Here is a 17,767-nt window from a genome sequence, read left to right as displayed (position 1 = left end):
AAATTAATGCAGGAGCGGCGTCCTCAAGTCGAGGGTCAAAGGGAATTCAATTGTGCGTTCTTCGGGCGGCGGATCGATCTTGCCGGGAGTGTGGCCGTGATCCTGGAAGCGGGCCAGCCGCCTGGCCTCGGCCTCATAGGAATTGACCGGCTTGGTCTCGTAGCTGCGGCCACCGGGATGGGCGACATGGTAGACGCAGCCGCCGAGCGAGCGGCCATTCCAGGTATCAATTAAGTCAAATGTCAGCGGCGCGTGGACCGGAATCGTCGGATGCAGCCCGGAGGCCGGCTGCCAGGCCTTGAAGCGGACGGCGGCGACCGCCTCGCCGGAGCGGCCGGTTTCCGTCATCGGCATCCGCCTGCCATTGCAGGTGACGACGTGGCGGCCTTCGACAAAGCCCGTCGCCTTGATCTGCAGCCGTTCGACCGACGAATCGACGTAGCGCACGGTGCCGCCCGCCGACCCCTCCTCGCCCATCACATGCCAGGGCTCCAGCGCCTGCCGCAATTCCAGCGCGACGCCGCCATGATGGACGCGGCCAAAGGCGGGAAAGCGGAATTCGAGCTGGGCGGCGTACCATTCCGGCGAAAATTCGTAGCCGGACTGCCTCAGTTCATCGAGCACGCCCAGAAAATCTTCCCAGAGGAAATGCGGCAGCATGAACCGATCATGCAGCGTGGTGCCCCAGCGCACGAACTTGCCCTGCTGTGGCTCGCGCCAGAGCTTTGCGATCAGCGCCCGGATCAGCAATTGCTGCGCCAGCGACATCCGCGGATCGGGCGGCATTTCCAACGCGCGGAATTCGACCAGGCCGAGCCGGCCGGTCGGACTATCCGGCGAATACAGCTTGTCGATGCAGATTTCGGCGCGATGGGTATTGCCGGTGATATCGACCAGGATGTGCCGGAACAGCCGGTCGACGAGCCAGAGCGGCGCTTCGATGCCGGGCGGCGGCACGTGCGCCAGCGCGATCTCCAGTTCATACATGCCGTCGTGCCGCGCCTCATCGATGCGCGGCGCCTGGCTGGTCGGGCCGATGAACATGCCCGAGAACAGATAGGACAGCGATGGATGACGCTGCCAGTACAGCACCAGGCTCTTGAGCAGATCGGGCCGGCGCAGGAACGGCGAATCCTGCGGCGTAGAGCCACCGACCACGACATGATTGCCGCCGCCGGTGCCGGTGTGGCGGCCGTCGACCAGAAAACGGTTGGCGCCGAGACGGGTTTTTGCGGCGTCTTCGTAGAGTCCGAAGGTGATGTCGACCGCCTCGCGCCAGGTCTGCGCCGGCTGGATGTTGATTTCGATCACGCCGGGATCGGGCGTCACCTTGATGACTTCGACCCGCGGGTCGTAAGGCGGCGAATAGCCTTCGACATGGACCTCTATCTGCATGTCTTCGGCGGTCGCCTCGACCGCATTGATCAGTTCCAGATAATCTTCGATCTTCTCGACCGGCGGCATGAAGGCACACAAAATGCCGTCACGGATTTCGATCGACATCGCGGTACGCACGGGTTCCAGTTTGGGTTTTGGCTTCTCCTTGGTCACCGAGCCGTCCGCTTTGGAATCGGAGGCCGCAAGCTCGTCGCGCGGCTCCATCGGATCCTGCTCGACGATGTAGGGAAATTCCTCGGGTGGAATGTGCTCCAGCGACGCGATCGGCAACCGCAGGCCAAGCGGCGAATCGCCGGGCGTCAGGAACAGATGGCCTCGCCGCACTTTCCAGTGCTCGCTGCGCCAGCGTCCGCGATACGGTTCTGCGGCGGCGCTCCAGCGCTGGATCGGCAGCACAAATCCCTTCGGCGTGTTCAGCCCGTGATCGAACACCCGCGCCATCCGCAAGCGTTCTTCCGGATCGGACAATCTGGAATCGCCGGGATCGACATTGTGCGGCAGGCTGGCTTCCTTCTGGATCCAGTGCGCGGGATCTTCGAACGCCGGCAGGACGTAGTCCGTATCGAGCCCGAGTCTTTTCGCGGTGCCTTGCGCAAAACGCTCGGCGTCCCTGATCTCCGCCTTGCGCGGGTTCTCGATGGTTGCAATCAGATCGGAATTCTTCCAGATCGGCGCGCCGTCCTTGCGCCAATAGAGCCCGAACGCCCAGCGCGGCAGGCTTTCGCCCGGATACCATTTGCCCTGCCCGTAATGCAGCAGCCCACCGGGCGCGAAACGGGCGCGCAATTTGCGGATCAAATCATCGGCCAGCGCGCGTTTGGTCGGACCGACGGCGGCGATATTCCATTCCGGCGATTCCAGATCGTCGATCGAGACGAAGGTCGGCTCGCCGCCCATCGTCAGCCGCACGTCGCCCTGTTTGAGATCGGCATCGACCTGTTCGCCGAGCCGGTCGAGCCGCGCCCAGGATTCATCCGAGAACGGCTTTGTGATCCGCGGAGCCTCGCGGATTCGCTTGACGCTCATGTCGAAGGCGAATTCGGTGTTGGCGAAGCCCGCGGTGCCCGAGATCGGCGCGGCCGAGCGGTAATGCGGCGTAGCGGCGACGGGAATATGCCCCTCGCCTGTCAGCATGCCCGAGGTGACGTCGAAGCCGATCCAGCCGGCGCCGGGAAGATAGACCTCGGCCCAGGCATGCAAGTCGGTGAAATCGTTCTCGACCTCGCGCGGTCCTTCGACCGGATCGATGTCGGGGCGCAATTGAATGAGATAGCCGGAGACGAATCGCGCGGCGAGCCCGAGGTGGCGGAAGATCTGGATCAGCAGCCACGCCGAGTCGCGGCACGAGCCGGAGCCGCTGCCAAGCGTCTCCTCCGGCGTCTGGATTCCCGGCTCCATGCGGATGACGTAGCGAATTTTCTTCTGCAGTTGCGCGTTGAGGTCGACCAGGAAATTGACCGTGCTGTCGGCTTCGCGCGGAATCTCATTTAGGTACGCGGCCAACAGCGGCCCCTGCTCCGACGTCGCGAGATAAGGCGCAAGTTCGGTCTTGAGGTCGTTGGTGTACTGAAACGGAAAACTGGTGGCGTAGGGCTCGACGAAGAAATCGAAGGGATTGACCACGGTCATCTGCGCCGTGAAGTCGACCTCGACTTTCAGCTCGGTGGCCTTCTCCGGAAACACAAAGCGCGCCAGCCAGTTGCCCTGCGGATCCTGCTGCCAGTTCACGAAATGATTGGAAGGCGTAACTTTAAGCGAATAGCTCAGGATCGGCGTGCGCGTATGTGGCGCCGGACGCAGGCGAATGGTCTGGGGGCCGAGGTCGATCGGTCGGTCGTATTTGTAGTGCGTGACGTGATGTAGTGCGACGAAGATCGACACAGGCTGATAACTCCAGCAGCTTTTTTAAGCAGAACACTGGTTCCGGTGTGGATCAAGCACTAACAACGGGCACGGGGTGCCTAGGAACTATCCGCGCGTCGTCCCGGCCTAGTGCGCAATTGCGCACGGGGGGCCGGGACCCATACCGCGTGATTTATCAGTGAGGCAGTGTGGCAGTCGTCGTGCCGCAAAACTAAGGCCGGTGGTTATGGGGCCCGGCCTTCACCGGGACGACCCAAGGAACTACATCGTTGCCCCAAGCACCCACGGCGCGAACTCGGCGCCGCCGAAATCAAAGCTCTCGCTCTTGGTCGGCTGGCCGGAGGCGGTCTTCAGCATCAGATCGAAGATGCGCTGGCCGCATTGCTGCACGGTCTCCTCGCCGTCGAGGATGGTGCCGCAATTGACGTCCATGTCGTCTTCCATGCGCTTGTACATCGGCGTGTTGGTCGCGAGCTTGATCGACGGTGCCGGCTTGCAGCCGAACACGCTGCCGCGGCCGGTGGTGAAGCAGACGAGATTGGCGCCGCCGGCCACCTGCCCGGTCGCCGCGACCGGGTCGTAGCCGGGCGTGTCCATGAAGACAAAACCCTTCTTGGTGACGGTTTCGGCGTAGTTGAGAACATCGACGAGATTGGTGCTGCCGGCTTTCGCCATCGCTCCGAGCGATTTCTCCAGAATCGTGGTGAGGCCGCCGGCCTTGTTGCCGGGGCTCGGGTTGGCGTTCATCTCGGCACCCTCGCGCGCCGTGTATTCCTCCCACCAGCGCATCAGCCCGACCAGCTTTTCGCCGACTTCGCGGCTGACCGCGCGGCGCGTCAACAGATGTTCGGCGCCGTAGGTTTCGGGCGTCTCTGACAGGATCACGGTGCCGCCATGGCGCACCAACAGATCGCTCGCCGCGCCCAGCGCCGGATTGGCGGAGACGCCGGAATAGCCGTCGGAGCCGCCGCATTGCAGCGCCACCGTCAATTCGCTGGCCGGGACCTTCTCGCGCTTCACCTTGTTGGCATCCGTCAGCGCCTCGCGCACAAAGGCGACGCCGGCTTCGACGGTCTTGCGGGTGCCGCCGACTTCCTGGATGTCCATCGCGCGCAAACGTCCGGCGAGCTTCTGTTCCTGCATCAGGCCGCCGATCTGGTTGACCTCGCAGCCCAACCCCAGCACGACCACCGCGGAGAAATTCGCATGCCGCGCGTAGCCGCCGAGCGTGCGCCGGAGCAACGCCAGCGGCTCGTCCTGCGTCATGCCGCAGCCGGTCTTGTGAGTCAGCGCGACCACGCCGTCGACGTTGGGGAAATCGGCCAGCGGATTGTCGCCGGTGAACGGATTCTTCTTGAAGATATCGGCCACCATGCCGGCGACATGCGCACTGCAATTCACCGAGGTTAGAATGCCGATATAGTTGCGGGTCGCGACCCGGCCGTCGGCGCGGCGGATGCCGTCGAAGGTCGCGGGCAGATCGAAATTCGGCACCGGCTTGACGTCGACGCCATAGGCATAGTCCTTGGCGAAATCGCCCATGCCGCAGTTTTGTGTATGCACGTGCTGGCCGGGCGAAATCGGGATGGTCGCAAAGCCGATGATCTGGCCATAGCGGCGGATCGGCTCACCGACAGCTATCGGCCTGATCGCCACCTTGTGGCCCGCGGGAATCCGCTCGACCGTGGTGACGCCGTCGGCCACCACCAAGCCCGCCGGCAGGCTCGAGCGTGCAATCAGAACGCCGTCGTCGGGATGCAAGCGGATGACGGGTGCTGGGGCCATGGTGGATCTCCTTTAAAGGGGCGAATAGCGAATGGCGAGTAGCGAATGGTGTTGCTCCGCTCGCTATTCTCTCCAAGCCCTATTCGCCATTCGCTACTCGCTATTCGCGTGTCCTAAGCTTTGCCGGCGGAATCCTTCCGGGTCTGGTTCACCTGCATCTTGGCGTAGGTCATCATCAACCCGCTCTCGTTCGACAGCGTCACGAGCTTGAAGCCCATGTTGATGGCGCGCACCGCGCCCTCGGCACCTGAGCAGTGGATGCCGGGATAGAGGCCGCGCTTGCCGCATTCCTTGACGATCTTCTCATAGATCTTGAGGATCTCCGGCTCGTCGCGGTCGAGCTTCGGCACCAGGCCGTAGGAGAAGCCGAGGTCGGACGGGCCGATATAGACGCCGTTGATGCCTTCGACGTCGAGGATCGCTTCCATGTTCTCGACCGCCGTCTTGGTCTCCATCATCGGCAGCAGCACGATCTCGTCGTTGGCGGTCTGCTGATAGGTGCCGGCCGAGCCGTACATGCCGGAGCGGATCGGGCCGTTCGAGCGGGTGCCCTTCGGCGGATATTTGGAATAGGCAACCAGGTTCTTGGCTTCCTGCGGCGTGTTGATCATCGGGCAGATCACGCCATAGGCGCCGCCGTCGAGCACTTTTCCGATGACGCCGGGCTCGTTCCAGGGCACGCGGACCATTGGCGTCACCGGATGGCCGTTCATCGCCTGGAAGCACTGCACCATCGACAGGTAATCCTGCACGCCATGCTGCATGTCCACGGTGACGCTGTCGAACCCGCATTGCGCGATCACCTCGGCGGAGAAGCCCGACGGGATCGCAAGCCAGGCGTTCACCACAGCCTTGCCCGAGGCCCATACTTTCTTGACGTTATTTGCCACTTTGGATTCCTTCCCTGTTGTCCAAATTTTGCGTCATTGCGAGGAACGCTTCGCTGCGCTCGCAATGACGGTGCGAATTATGCCGTTGCCCGCTGAATGCTGACCTCGCTGACGCCGACCTCGCGCGCGGTATTCACTATCGCCGCCCAGGTGTCGTCAGGCAAGGGTACCCCGTTTTTGGTGCGCTCGGCGCGCATTTTCCGCTCGGGATCGCCGGGGATCAGCACCGCATCGACGCCCGCGACCGGCTTGGTGGCCCGGATGAAATCGACATAGCGCGAGATTTCGCCGTCGAAGAAATGGCTGGTGTCGATCACCTTGGGATCGACATAGAACGCCAGCATGCCGTTGGCGAAACGGCGGTCCGGTGCGGTGGCGCCGGTGCCGGTCAATGCGCCGCCGAGCAGTTCGCAGATGAAGGCCAGGCCTGAGCCCTTGTGCTCACCGAAGGCGCGGATCGCGCCTGACCCATTGGTATGGTCGCGCGGACCTTCCGCGGTGTGCGGGCCGTACAGCACCGCCGGGTCCTCGCTCAACGTGCCGTCGGCGTCGATCAGCGCCCCCTTCGGCAATTTCTTGCCGCCGCGGCTGGCGACCAGCACCTTGCCTTCGGCGACGATCGAGGTCGCGAAATCCAGCACGATCGGATCCTGGCCCTGGCGCGGAATACCGACGCAATAGGGCGCGGTCGACAGCCGCTTCTGCACGCCGCCGAACGGCGCGACCAAAAGCGAGCCCGCGGCGTTGACGAAGTGGACCGACACCAGCCCTTCGGCGGCGGCCATCTCCGCCCAGTCGCCGACGCGGCCGATGTGGCCGGCATTGCGCAGCGCAATGGCGGCAAGGCCCGCCTTCTTGCACTTCTCGATGCCGATCCTGACCGCCTGCGGCGTCACCGTCTGTCCATAGCCGAACTTGCCATCGACCACCGCCAATGACGGCGTATCGACCACGACCTCCGCGGTCTGATTGGGAACCACCGAACCCATCTTCTTCCACCTGACATAAACGGGCACGCGGATCACGCCGTGGCTGTCATGGCCGGTCAGGTTCGCGGTTGTAAGATACGTCGCGATCCGCCGGGCTTCCTCGGGCGAGGATTCCGAATGCGAAAATACCTCAGCAACGAAATTGATGAGGTTTTCGACTTTGATAGTGACCATGAATTGTTAGCTCGTTACTTTGGTTTGAGCATGATCTTTTCGGAAAACCGGTGCCCACTTTTCCAGATCATGCTCTAGGCGCTGACTTTGGCGTGACCACCGAGATAGGCGGCGGCGATGGCTTCGTTGCCCCACAATTCGTCGGGCTTGCCGCCCAGCACGATCCGTCCGGTTTCCAGGACGAAGCCGTGGTCGGCAACTGAAAGTCCCATGCGCGCATTTTGCTCGACGAGCAAGACCGTGGTGTCTTGTCTGATCTGCGAAATAATGCGGAACACCGCCTGCACGATCACCGGCGCGAGCCCCAGCGACGGCTCGTCCAGCAGCAACAGCCGCGGCTTCGCCATCAGCCCGCGCGCGACCGCGACCATCTGCAACTGGCCGCCGGACAAGGTCCAGCCCAGCGCATTGGAGAACGCGCGGATGTCCGGAAACAGGTCGAACATCGCGTCCGCTTCGCGCGACAATTGCGACGTTGCGACCCGGCGATTGGACGCGCCGAGCATGATGTTTTCCTTCACGGTCAGGCCCGGGAACACCCGCCGCCCTTCCGGCACGTGCGAGATGCCCATGCGCACGATCGCTTCCGGTCCGAGACCGGCGATCGACTTGCCGTCGCAAAGGATGTCGCCGGATGCAGGCTTGGCCAGACCTGAGATCGCGCGCAACGTGGTCGACTTGCCGGCGCCGTTGGCGCCGAGCAGAGTCACCACCTGGCCCTCTTCGACATTGAGTGAGATACCGCGCAGCGCTTCGATTTCGCCGTAGCGGACCACCAGATCGTGGATTTCGAGCAGCGCCATTATTCGGTTCCGAGATAGGCGGAGACGACGTCGGGATGGCGCAGCACCGCCATCGATTCGCCGTCCGCGATGCGGCGTCCGAAATTGAGCACGGTGATGTGCTGGGCGGCTTCCGAGACCAGCGTCATGTCGTGATCGATGATCAGAATGGTCAGGCCCTGCGCGGCGATGCGCTTGAGCAGCTCATGCAGTTCGAGTTTTTCGGTCGAGTTGAGACCGGCCGCGGGCTCGTCGAGCAGCAACAGCGTCGGATTGGCAGCGAGCGCACGTGCGATCTCGATCAGCCGCTGATGGCCGTAGGAGAAGCCCGAGATCAGTTCGTTGGCGCGACCGCCCAGACCGACGAAGGTCAGCGCCTCCATCGCTCGTTCGGTCAGTGCGGCGTCACCGCCCTCGCCGATCATTTTGTTGCCGGGACGCTCGGCGCCGATCTCGACGTTTTCCAGCGCGGTCATCGAGCGGAACAGACGGATGTTCTGGAACGTACGCCCGAGGCCCGCGGCCGTGCGCTGATGCGGCGGCATATTGGTGATGTCGGTGCCGTCGAGCAATATTTTGCCCGCGGTTGCCTTGTAGAGGCCGGAGAGCACGTTGAGCGTCGTGGTCTTGCCGGAACCGTTCGGCCCGATCAGCGCATGCACGCCGCCGCGCTTGACCGCGATATCGACGCCGTCGACCGCTTTGAGGCCGCCGAAATATTTCGAGAGCCCGGTGACTTCGAGCACGATATCGCCGCCGACGGTCGCGGGCTTCAGTTGCAACGCGGCCGCCGCCGGCGGCGTCTTGAGTTGCGCGCGCCAGCGCTCGAAGGCAGCGGCGACAAAGCCCCAGATACCATCAGGCATGAAGCGGATGATCAGGATCACGGACAGGCCGTAGATCGCCAGATAAAGTCCGGGAACGCTTTTGAGGAAGCGCAGCCATTCCGGGATCAGGATCAGCAACCCCGTGCCGATCGCCGAGCCGATTGGAGAGGCCACGCCGCCGAGCAAGGACATCGTGAGGAACACGATCGATTCCGCGAACGAGAACTGGTCCGGGCTGACATAGGCAAATCCGCCGGCGAACAGTCCGCCGGCCAGCCCGCCCAGCACCGCGCACAGCGCGAACGCGTAGACCTTGGTGCGGAACACGTCGATGCCGACGACGCCGGCCGCAAGCTCGTTGTCGCGGACCGCGCGCATCGCGCGTCCAAGCCGCGTATCCGGCAGATGCCAGACGAAATAGCCGACCAGCGCCAGCATGCCGACGCAGAACGCGAGATAGGATTGCGAACTCTGGAACAGATCAGGCCGGCCGATCCGCGACACGCCGTCCGGACCATGGGTGAGCCAGATCGCGTTGATCATGACCAGCGTGACGATCTGCTGGAACGAGATCGTCACCATGGCGAGGTAATGCCCGCCCAGCCGCAGCGTCGACATGCCCAGCACCGCGCCGGCCACCAGCGCCATCAGGCATCCCGCCAACAGGCAGAACCAGTAGCTGATGTGATAGTCCGACGTGCCGATGCCGACGGCATAGGCGCCGAAACCGAAGAACGCCGCCTGCGCCAGATTGATCTGGCCGCAGAGGCCGAGCACCACCGAAAGGCCGAACACCGCGATCGCAAACGTGGTCGCCTGCATCAGGATGTTGAGGATGTAACCATCGAACTGCATCGTTGCGGCGAGCGCGACGAGCGCAGCCACGCCGACGAAATATGGCAGATGCCGAAGCAGCAGCGGCTTCGAACGCGGCACGGACACGGTAACCGGCATATTTTCGCTGGGGGAGCTCATGCTTTCTCCGCCACGCGTTCGCCAAAAATACCTTGCGGCCGGAAGATCAGGAACGCCACCAGCACCAGGAAGGCAAAGCCGTCCTTGTAGGGTACGGAGATATAGGCTGCGCCAAAGGTCTCGATCACGCCGAGCGCCAGTCCGCCGATGATCGCGCCCGCGACATCGCCGAAGCCGCCGATGATGGTGGCGGCAAAGGCTTTCAGCGCAATCGTCGAGCCCATCTGGATCGACACGAACAGCACGGGTGCGACGAGGATGCCGGCGAGACCGCCGAGCACGGCCGAATAGATGAAGGTGATCATGATCATCGTGGAAACGGAAATGCCGAGCAGCGAGGCCATTTCCTTGTCCTGCGAGGTCGCCTGCAGCTTCTTGCCGAGCAGCGTCTTCTCGAAGAACCAGTAATTGAAGATCACCAGCGCGAACGTCACGGCGATGATCAGGAGATACTGGCTATCGAGATAAACGGGGCCGAGTTGGATGCCGGGGGTTTCGAACCAGCCCTGCAGCACCTGCGGCTGCGGGCCGTAGATCGCAAGCACGGAATTGGCGAGCAGGATCGAGGCGCCGATGGTCGCGATGATGACCGGCAGGAAGGTGCGGTGACGCAGCGGGTAATAGACGCCGAGATTGAAGATCACGCCCAGCAGCGCCATGCCGACGAGCGCGAGCAGGAACGACAGCCAATAGGGCCAGCCGAGATCGACGGCGAACACCACCATCAGATAGGCCGCAACCATCGAGAATTCGCCTTGCGCGAAATTCACCACATTGGTGGCGCGGAAGATCAGCACGAAGCCGAGCGCGACCAGCGCGTACACGGCGCCGATGCCGATGCCGGTAAAGAGTAGTTGTAGTGCAAGATCCATGACAACACTCGGTGGGAGAATTCGCTCGCGGCCATGTGACGCCCGGCAGCAACGCGAAGCCGGTCATAAAGGCCCGCGGGCTCCCTTCACGCGAAGAGAGCCCGCGACGCGCTCAGTCGTTGAAGTCGATGTGTTTGTCGTAAACGATGGTCCCCTTGTCGTTCTTCACAACATTGTAGCCGTGCAGGCCATCGCCGTTCTGGTCGAAATTGTATTCGCCTTCGGCGCCAGCGGTTTTCTTGATAGCAAGCAGCGCCTCGCGGATTTTTCCGGGATCGGTCGAGCCGGCCTTGTTGATCGCCGCCGACAGGATGGTGACGGCATCGTAGGGCCATGCGCTTTGATTGTCCGGCGCGGTCTTGTACGCGTCGCGATAGGCCTTGCCGAAGGTCTTCGAAGCGTCGCTGGATTCTTCCGCGTAATCGGCCACGCCATAGGTACCAAACAGCGCCGGGCCGGCCAGCTTGGTCGACGAAACCGCCACCACCGAGGGTGACCCCACCCAGGGAATGTTGACGCCGAGCTGACGGAGCTGACGGGCGAAAATCCCGAGATCGTTTTCGAAGGTAAAATACGTGCCGAGAACGTCGGCGCCGGACTGCTTCACCGCCAGCACGACCGGCGTGAAATCCTGGCTCTGGTTGGCATAGCCCTGGTCGAGCACCGCCGGGGTGCCGAGCTTTTCGAGCGCCGAGGCCAGGGCCTTTCCGCCTGCGGTTCCGAAGGCGTCGGTCGAATGAACGATCGCCCATTTTTTCTTGCCGAGCGTGTTGACGCCGTAGTCGGCGATGACGCGGCCCGAATAGCTGTCATTGGGCCGGAAGCGGAACAGCCATTGATTGCCCATATGGGTGAGCGCGGGATCGGTTCCGCCGATCATGACGGGTTTGCCGAGCTTGAGAACGTCGGGGGCCATCGCATGCACCTGGGTCGAGCGGATCGAACCGAGGAAAGCGACGATGTCGTTCTGCGCGGCCAGTTTCGAAAACGCCAGAACGATGCCGGGATTGGTGGTTTGGTCGTCTTCGATGACGAGTTCGACCTGTTTGCCGAGCACGCCGCCGGCCTTGTTGACGGCTGCGAGCGCCAGCTTTGCACCGTTCTGCGCCCAAAGCCCCTGTTCAGCCGCGGGCCCCGTCGCCGGCACGCACATGCCGATCTTGATGGTGGCGCCTTGCGCCCTTGCGCTGGTGATGATGTGGGGTGCAGCAATACCGGCTACCATACCGGCCGCGAAATCGCGTCTCGTAAGCTTCATCCATTCCTCCCTGAGGCCGGGCTTCTTCGTCGGCCTTTCTCGGTTTTGGCGGTCCTTGACCGGACGCGTAACCGGATGCGTCTTAAGGACTCTCGCGCCCTTAGTAAATTGATATCGCGGGGAGTTCGACTAACGGTGCAGATATGTCGCCGAATGCGACGGCCAGAGAATATTAACGCCTGACTGCCCGGCCTATTCCCGGCCGTTTCGTGCGATCGGCAATCGCTTTGGCTGCTCAAACAACGTGCAGCGAACCCAAGCTATGCGTCCCGTTACGCATTATCATGCAAATTTGCGCTCACTCGTCCGCCTCGGCATCGCCGGCGCCAGCGACTTCCAGTCCCGAAAGGCTGTCCTCCAGCGCGCTGAGCATGTCCTGCAATTCGCTGAGTTTGCGGGCGCCATAAAGTTTGGTGATAGCGGCATAAATAGATTCTGACGTCGGCGCGACCGCCTCGATCAGCTTCAATCCCTTTGCCGAGATCGACACCATACCGCGGCGCAGATCGGCTTTCGCCGCGCGTCGCTCGATCAAATGGCGCGCCTCGAGGTCGCGCAGGATTCGCGACAGGCTCGGGCCGAGCAGGAAGGCGACCCGCGCCAGTTCCGTCACCTCGATCGCGTCCACTGCGGTCAGCGCGCGCAGGATCCGCCATTGCTGTTCGGTCAGGCCGTGATTGCGCAGCGACGGACGGAACTGGCGCATGACCGCCTCGCGCGCGCGCAACAATGACATCGGCAGCGAACGCGAGAATTCGCGCATCGGTGTCCGCCGAACCCTGGACATCTCTGCGGCGGTCGAACCGGGACCGTTCGGGAATTTCTTACCTGCCATCGTCAATCTTCCGCGATCAGGAAACGCCGGTTTCAACGGGCCGCAATTTTGCAGTGCAACAACGTCAATTCGATTTGATCTGATAAACTTAACATGTTAATCATCTCCCCGCATCCACTTTTTGCGTGTCGCCCATGGCCCTCTCCAAAGCAGAAATCCGCAGCGCCGCCGAACGGCTCGATCATGCGGAGAAAACCCGGACACAGATCCGGCAGATTTCGCTGGAGCATCCCGGCATCGATATCGCCGACGCCTACGCGATCCAGAAGGCGTGGATCGAGATGAAGGTGGCGCAGAGCCGCGTCGTCAAAGGCCACAAGATCGGCCTGACCTCGAAGGCGATGCAGAGCGCGCTCAATATCGACGAGCCGGATTCCGGCATCCTGCTCGACGACATGTTCTTTGCCGATGGCGGCCTGGTGCCGACCGATCGCTTTATCGCGACGCGCGTCGAAGCGGAGCTTGCCTTCGTCATGAAGACGCGGCTGGCGGGGCCGGACTCCACCATGTTCGACGTCCTCAACGCCACCGACTTCGTGGTGCCCGCGCTGGAAATCCTCGACACGCGGATCGAGCGGGTCGACCGAGAGACCAAAGCAACCCGAAAGATCTTCGACACCATCGCCGACAACGCGGCGAATGCCGGCATCGTGCTCGGCGGCCGCCCGATACGCCCCATGGACGCCGATCTGCGCTGGATCGGCGCGCTCTGTTTCCGCAACGGCCAGTTGGAAGAAACCGGGCTTGCCGCCGGCGTGCTCAATCATCCCGCGACCAGCGTAGCCTGGCTTGCCAACAAGATCGCGCCGAACGGACTGGCGCTCGAAGCGGGTCAGGTGGTGCTGGCGGGATCCTTCATCCGCCCGATCGAGACCCGCAAAGGCGACACGATCCAGGCCGATTATGGTCCCTACGGCTCGGTGAGCTGTTACTTCGCTTGATGCTTTCAGACCAATTGCAGGAGTGATCCGGCCATGCCCCATTTTTCGATCGAATATTCAGCTAATCTCGATGCTCTCGTCGATATGGGCAACGTCGTCGAACTGGTGCGCAAGGCCGCGGTCGAAACCGGCATCTTCCCGCTCGGCGGCATCCGCGTGCGTGCTGTCAAATGCGAACATTATGCGATCGCCGATGGCCAGAAAAACCTGGGCTTTCTCGACATGGTACTGCGGCTTGGCGAGGGGCGCGATCTCGCGACCCGCAAGAAGGCCGGCGAGCATATCTTCAAGGCGCTGTCGGCCCATCTTGATCCAGTCTTTGCCAACAGCAAATTCGCGCTGTCGTTCGACATGCAGATCAACGACAAGGAAACGAGCTGGAAGCGCAACAACATCCACGAAGCCCTGAAAGTGGAGAAAGTCCATGGATAAGATCGCGCCGAAAGATGTGTTTCAGGCCAACCGCGATCGCGCAGCCCCGCTACTCGCCAAATTGAAGGCCGAGGGCATCGGGCACATGATCGACGGCAAGATCGTGCCGTCGATCTCCGGCCAGACCTTTGAGACCAAATCGCCGGTCGATGGCGCGGTGCTGGCCTCCGTCGCCCGCGGCAATGCCGAAGACATCGACCGCGCCGCCACGGCGGCGGCGCTGGCCTTCGGCGGCAAGAACCCGGTGATCGTGTTCGACGACGCCGATCTGGATCGCGCGCTCGATGCGGTCGTGTTCATGATTTACTCGCTCAATGGCGAGCGCTGCACCTCGTCGAGCCGGCTGCTGGTCCAGCAAGGCATCGCCGAAAAGTTCATCGAAAAACTCACCGTGCGGGTGAAGGCGCTCAAGGTGGGGCATCCGCTCGATCCCGTCACCGAGATCGGCCCCCTGATCCACGAGCGGCATCTGGCAAAGGTCTGCAGCTATTTCGACGTCGCTCGCAAGGACGGCGCCACCATTGCGGTCGGCGGCCAACCGCATGACGGGCCCGGCGGCGGACATTATGTGCAGCCGACGCTGGTCACGTCAGCGCATTCGAAAATGCGGGTGGCGCAGGAGGAAGTGTTCGGGCCGTTCCTGACCGTGATCCCCTTCCGCGACGAAAACGACGCCATCGAGATCGCCAACGGCGTGCAATATGGCCTGACCGGCTACGTCTGGACCGGCGACATGGGCCGCGCGCTGCGCGTCGCGGATGCGCTGGAGGCCGGCATGATCTGGCTCAATTCCGAAAACGTCCGCCATCTGCCGACCCCGTTCGGCGGCATGAAATCATCCGGCATCGGCCGCGACGGCGGCGACTATTCGTTCGACTTCTACATGGAAACCAAACACGTCTCGCTCGCGCGCGGGACGCACAAGATTCAGAAACTGGGCCTGCCCTCATCCTGAGGAGCGGGCGCAAGCCCGCGTCTCGAAGGATGGGCCGCGGGCTTCATGGTTCGAGACGGCGCCGAAGGGGCGCCTCCTCACCATGAGGATAGACAGAATTGATAACGGGAAGAACGCCATATGCCTGTGCCAACACACATCTTCGATCCGCCCTTCAACATCATCCGCTGCAGCCACACCGTGCTCGACGTGACCGATTTGAACGCCAGCCGCGCCTTCTATGAAAACACCGTCGGTCTCCATGTCGAGGACAGCGATGACAAGGCAGTCTATTTGCGCGGCAGCGAGGAGCATCAGCATCACTCGCTCGTCTTACGCAAAGCGCCCGTGGCGGCCTGCAATCGCCTGGGCTTCAAGGTCGGCAATGACGGCGATCTCGACAAGGCAGCCAGCTTCTTTTCCGAGAACGGCATCGCCTATGCCTTCACCGAGCAGCCATTCCAGGGCCGCACGCTGCAATTCACCGATCCCTTCGGCTTCCAGATCGAGTTGTATGCATCGATGGACAAGCGCCCGCATCTGCTCAGGCGCTACGACCTCTACAAGGGCTGCCACCCGCAGCGGCTCGACCATTTCAACGTCTTCGCCGCCGAGGTTCAGAACACCGTCGACTTCTACGCGCGGCTGGGTTTTCGGCTGACCGAATATGGCGAGGAAGACGGGCCGAACGGGCGCATTGCGGCGGCCTGGATGCACCGCAAGGGCAATGTGCATGATTTCGCCATCACCAACGGCAAGGGCCCTCGCCTGCACCATTTTGCGTACTGGGTGCCGACGGCGATGAACATCCTGCATCTCTGCGACGTGATGGCCTCGAGCGGCTTCCTCAAGAACATCGAGCGCGGGCCCGGCCGTCATGGCATCTCGAATGCATTCTTCCTGTATGTCAGGGATCCCGACGGCCATCGTCTCGAACTTTACACCAGCGATTACTTCACCGGGGATCACGACCATGAGCCGCTGCGCTGGTCGCTGAAGGACCCGCGGCGGCAGACGCTGTGGGGGGCGCCGGCGCCGCGCTCCTGGTTCGAGCAGGGCTCGCCCTTCGCGGGGCAAAAGGTGCGCGAGCCGGCCTTTGTCGCCGACGTCACGATCGGGGACTAGGGTGCGCCGGATCCGGTCGGAACGAGGATATCATGAGCAAGCCGCTGACTATCGCCGTCGCATTGGGCTTGACGCTGCTGTTGGCGGACGCCATGGCCAGTGAACTCAAAATCATCGCCGGCGGCTCTATCACCAGCCTGCTGAATGAGCTCGGCCCGCCCTTCGAGAAGGCCAGCGGGCACAAGCTTTCGATCCACTTCGACTCCACGCCCAACATCATCACCCGGATCAACTCGGGAACGCCGTTCGATCTCGTTGTGGTACCGATCGACGTGTTCAAGAATGCTGAAACGAAAACCCATTTCGCGGCCGGACCGAGCATCGACATCGCACGCGTCGGTTACGGCGTCGCCGTCCGCGCCGGCGTACCAAAACCTGACGTCTCCACACCCGATGCGTTGAAAAAGACTCTGCTCAGCGCGTCATCGATCGCGTTCGTGCCGGCCAGCGCCGCCGGCGCGTACGTGACAAAAGTGTTCGAGCGCCTCGGCATCGGCGAGGAGATGAAAGCCAGGACCAGGGCGCAGGCCGGGCCGCCGCAAATCGCGCCGGCCGTCGCCAAAGGCGAGGCCGAGTTTGGCGTGTTCCTCACCAATGTGTTGATCGCGCCCGGCGTCGAGCTCGCCGGCCCCTTCCCGGCCGAACTGCAGCAGGAACTGGTGTTCACCGCCGCCATCGCTGCCGACAGCAAGGAAGCTGACGCGGCCAGGGCGCTGATCGACTACTTACGCACCCCCGCATCGGCGGCCGCGATCAAGGCCGCCGGAATGAATCCGGGTTGACAGGAACTTTCATGACCGCACATCGTCTCGCAACCTACACCGTCGGCGGCGTCACCCGATATGGCGCGGTGACCGACAACGGCATCGTCGATCTCTCCGCGCGCTTCGGAAACGACTATCCGACGCTGCGCGAAGCCATCGCCGCCGGTGCGCTTTCGAAACTGGCCGAGGATGCCGCGCGGCATTCGCCGGACCATGCGCTCGACGCGATGGTCTGGCAGCCGCCAATCCCCGCGCCGGAAAAGATCATCTGCATCGGCGTCAATTATCCCGACCGTAACGCCGAGTATAAGGACGGCACGGACGCCCCGAAATATCCGAGCATGTTCCTGCGCACGCCGCGCTCCTTTGTCGGGCACGACACGCCGCTGGTCCGGCCGCGCGCGTCGCCGCAGCTCGATTACGAGGGCGAACTGGTGCTGGTCATAGGCAAGGCCGGCCGTCACATTCAGGAGAGCGCGGCACTGGATCACATCGCCGCGGTCACGCTGTGCAATGAAGGCACCATCCGCGACTGGGTGCGGCACGCGAAATTCAACGTCACGCAGGGCAAGAACTTTGATTCCACCGGCAGCCTCGGGCCCTGGCTTGTCCCCTACACCAATGAGTCGCAGATCGCGGATGTTCGCCTGACCACGCGCGTCAATGGCGAGACACGGCAAGATGACCGCACCAACCGGCTGATCTTCGGCTTCCGCTATCTCATCAACTACATCTCGACCTTCACGACGCTGGCGCCCGGCGACGTCATCGTTACGGGAACACCGACCGGCGCCGGCGCGCGGTTCGACCCGCCGCGCTACCTCAAGCCCGGCGACGTCGTCGAGGTCGAAGCCGAAGGCGTCGGCACCTTACGCAACGGCGTCGCCGACGAAGCCTGAAAAGTCTCTCGAACGAGTGGACAG

Annotated in this window: 14 protein-coding genes and 1 pseudogene; 6 read left to right on the top strand and 9 right to left on the bottom strand. The window is 62.8% G+C overall.

Translation table 11 applies throughout. The annotated features are described in order from the left end of the window. Positions 1-3: 3 nt before the first annotated feature. The 9 genes from V1289_RS38625 to hpaR all read right to left on the bottom strand — a co-directional run bounded on the left by V1289_RS38625 (position 4) and on the right by hpaR (position 12,648). Positions 4-3,279 (bottom strand): transglutaminase family protein, encoded by a 3,276-nt coding sequence (locus tag V1289_RS38625; RefSeq protein WP_334404189.1) that lies wholly within the window; start codon positions 3,277-3,279, stop codon positions 4-6. A gap of 243 nt (positions 3,280-3,522) precedes the next feature. Further along, a complete protein-coding gene (locus tag V1289_RS38620) occupies positions 3,523-5,046 on the bottom strand; it encodes a UxaA family hydrolase (RefSeq protein ID WP_334404187.1) in 1,524 nt (507 codons plus the stop codon). Between the two features lie 113 nt (positions 5,047-5,159). Beyond that, entirely contained in the window at positions 5,160-5,936 is a 777-nt protein-coding gene (locus tag V1289_RS38615; protein WP_334404185.1) for an HpcH/HpaI aldolase family protein, read from the bottom strand. Between the two features lie 77 nt (positions 5,937-6,013). Continuing rightward, entirely contained in the window at positions 6,014-7,099 is a 1,086-nt protein-coding gene (locus V1289_RS38610; RefSeq protein ID WP_309183717.1) for a malate/lactate/ureidoglycolate dehydrogenase, read from the bottom strand. A 74-nt stretch (positions 7,100-7,173) separates the two neighbouring features. Next, on the bottom strand, positions 7,174-7,902 hold the full coding sequence (locus V1289_RS38605; RefSeq protein WP_334404183.1) for an ABC transporter ATP-binding protein: 729 nt from the start codon (positions 7,900-7,902) through the stop codon (positions 7,174-7,176). Beyond that, positions 7,902-9,683 carry a branched-chain amino acid ABC transporter ATP-binding protein/permease gene (locus V1289_RS38600; protein WP_334404181.1) on the bottom strand — a complete coding sequence of 594 codons (1,782 nt, stop codon included), beginning with the start codon at positions 9,681-9,683 and terminating at the stop codon, positions 7,902-7,904. The genes V1289_RS38605 and V1289_RS38600 overlap by 1 nt, the downstream gene beginning before the upstream one ends. Further along, positions 9,680-10,555, bottom strand: coding sequence for a branched-chain amino acid ABC transporter permease (locus tag V1289_RS38595; protein WP_334404180.1), 876 nt, complete (start codon positions 10,553-10,555; stop codon positions 9,680-9,682). Before V1289_RS38595 ends, V1289_RS38600 begins: the two co-directional genes overlap by 4 nt. Before the next feature lie 112 nt (positions 10,556-10,667). Further along, positions 10,668-11,813, bottom strand: coding sequence for an ABC transporter substrate-binding protein (locus V1289_RS38590; protein ID WP_334404179.1), 1,146 nt, complete (start codon positions 11,811-11,813; stop codon positions 10,668-10,670). A 298-nt stretch (positions 11,814-12,111) separates the two neighbouring features. After that, positions 12,112-12,648, bottom strand: a complete 537-nt coding sequence (hpaR, locus tag V1289_RS38585) for a homoprotocatechuate degradation operon regulator HpaR (protein WP_334404178.1) — start codon at positions 12,646-12,648, stop codon at positions 12,112-12,114. Positions 12,649-12,782: 134 nt separating this feature from the next. Here hpaR and hpaH point away from each other — a divergent pair, with 134 nt between their 5' ends. The 6 genes and pseudogenes from hpaH to V1289_RS38555 all read left to right on the top strand — a co-directional run bounded on the left by hpaH (position 12,783) and on the right by V1289_RS38555 (position 17,743). Beyond that, on the top strand, positions 12,783-13,589 hold the full coding sequence (gene hpaH / locus V1289_RS38580) for a 2-oxo-hept-4-ene-1,7-dioate hydratase (protein WP_334404176.1): 807 nt from the start codon (positions 12,783-12,785) through the stop codon (positions 13,587-13,589). A 33-nt stretch (positions 13,590-13,622) separates the two neighbouring features. Next, complete coding sequence (locus V1289_RS38575; protein ID WP_334404174.1) at positions 13,623-14,021, top strand: 5-carboxymethyl-2-hydroxymuconate Delta-isomerase; 399 nt, start codon at positions 13,623-13,625, stop codon at positions 14,019-14,021. A 229-nt stretch (positions 14,022-14,250) separates the two neighbouring features. Then, a pseudogene (locus V1289_RS38570) lies at positions 14,251-14,976 on the top strand (aldehyde dehydrogenase family protein); the annotation flags it as partial. Positions 14,977-15,096: 120 nt separating this feature from the next. Beyond that, on the top strand, positions 15,097-16,080 hold the full coding sequence (gene hpaD, locus V1289_RS38565; RefSeq protein ID WP_334404170.1) for a 3,4-dihydroxyphenylacetate 2,3-dioxygenase: 984 nt from the start codon (positions 15,097-15,099) through the stop codon (positions 16,078-16,080). A gap of 32 nt (positions 16,081-16,112) precedes the next feature. Beyond that, a complete protein-coding gene (locus V1289_RS38560) occupies positions 16,113-16,862 on the top strand; it encodes a molybdate ABC transporter substrate-binding protein (RefSeq protein WP_334404169.1) in 750 nt (249 codons plus the stop codon). A gap of 11 nt (positions 16,863-16,873) precedes the next feature. Then, entirely contained in the window at positions 16,874-17,743 is an 870-nt protein-coding gene (locus V1289_RS38555; protein ID WP_334404168.1) for a fumarylacetoacetate hydrolase family protein, read from the top strand. The last annotated feature ends 24 nt before the right edge of the window (positions 17,744-17,767 follow it).

The organism is Bradyrhizobium sp. AZCC 2289 (assembly GCF_036924615.1).
Lineage (GTDB): Bacteria > Pseudomonadota > Alphaproteobacteria > Rhizobiales > Xanthobacteraceae > Bradyrhizobium.
The sequence above is the reverse complement of the archived record's forward strand: the minus strand, read 5'-3'. Positions and strand labels throughout refer to the sequence as shown.

Coding starts and splice junctions, on each gene's coding strand:
- hpaR (WP_334404178.1), bottom strand. CDS start 12,648: ATGGCAGGTAAGAAATTCCCGAACGGTCCCGGTTCGACCGCCGCAGAG.
- V1289_RS38620 (WP_334404187.1), bottom strand. CDS start 5,046: ATGGCCCCAGCACCCGTCATCCGCTTGCATCCCGACGACGGCGTTCTG.
- V1289_RS38560 (WP_334404169.1), top strand. CDS start 16,113: ATGAGCAAGCCGCTGACTATCGCCGTCGCATTGGGCTTGACGCTGCTG.
- V1289_RS38555 (WP_334404168.1), top strand. CDS start 16,874: ATGACCGCACATCGTCTCGCAACCTACACCGTCGGCGGCGTCACCCGA.
- V1289_RS38575 (WP_334404174.1), top strand. CDS start 13,623: ATGCCCCATTTTTCGATCGAATATTCAGCTAATCTCGATGCTCTCGTC.
- hpaH (WP_334404176.1), top strand. CDS start 12,783: ATGGCCCTCTCCAAAGCAGAAATCCGCAGCGCCGCCGAACGGCTCGAT.
- hpaD (WP_334404170.1), top strand. CDS start 15,097: ATGCCTGTGCCAACACACATCTTCGATCCGCCCTTCAACATCATCCGC.
- V1289_RS38610 (WP_309183717.1), bottom strand. CDS start 7,099: ATGGTCACTATCAAAGTCGAAAACCTCATCAATTTCGTTGCTGAGGTA.
- V1289_RS38600 (WP_334404181.1), bottom strand. CDS start 9,683: ATGAGCTCCCCCAGCGAAAATATGCCGGTTACCGTGTCCGTGCCGCGT.
- V1289_RS38590 (WP_334404179.1), bottom strand. CDS start 11,813: ATGAAGCTTACGAGACGCGATTTCGCGGCCGGTATGGTAGCCGGTATT.
- V1289_RS38605 (WP_334404183.1), bottom strand. CDS start 7,902: ATGGCGCTGCTCGAAATCCACGATCTGGTGGTCCGCTACGGCGAAATC.
- V1289_RS38595 (WP_334404180.1), bottom strand. CDS start 10,555: ATGGATCTTGCACTACAACTACTCTTTACCGGCATCGGCATCGGCGCC.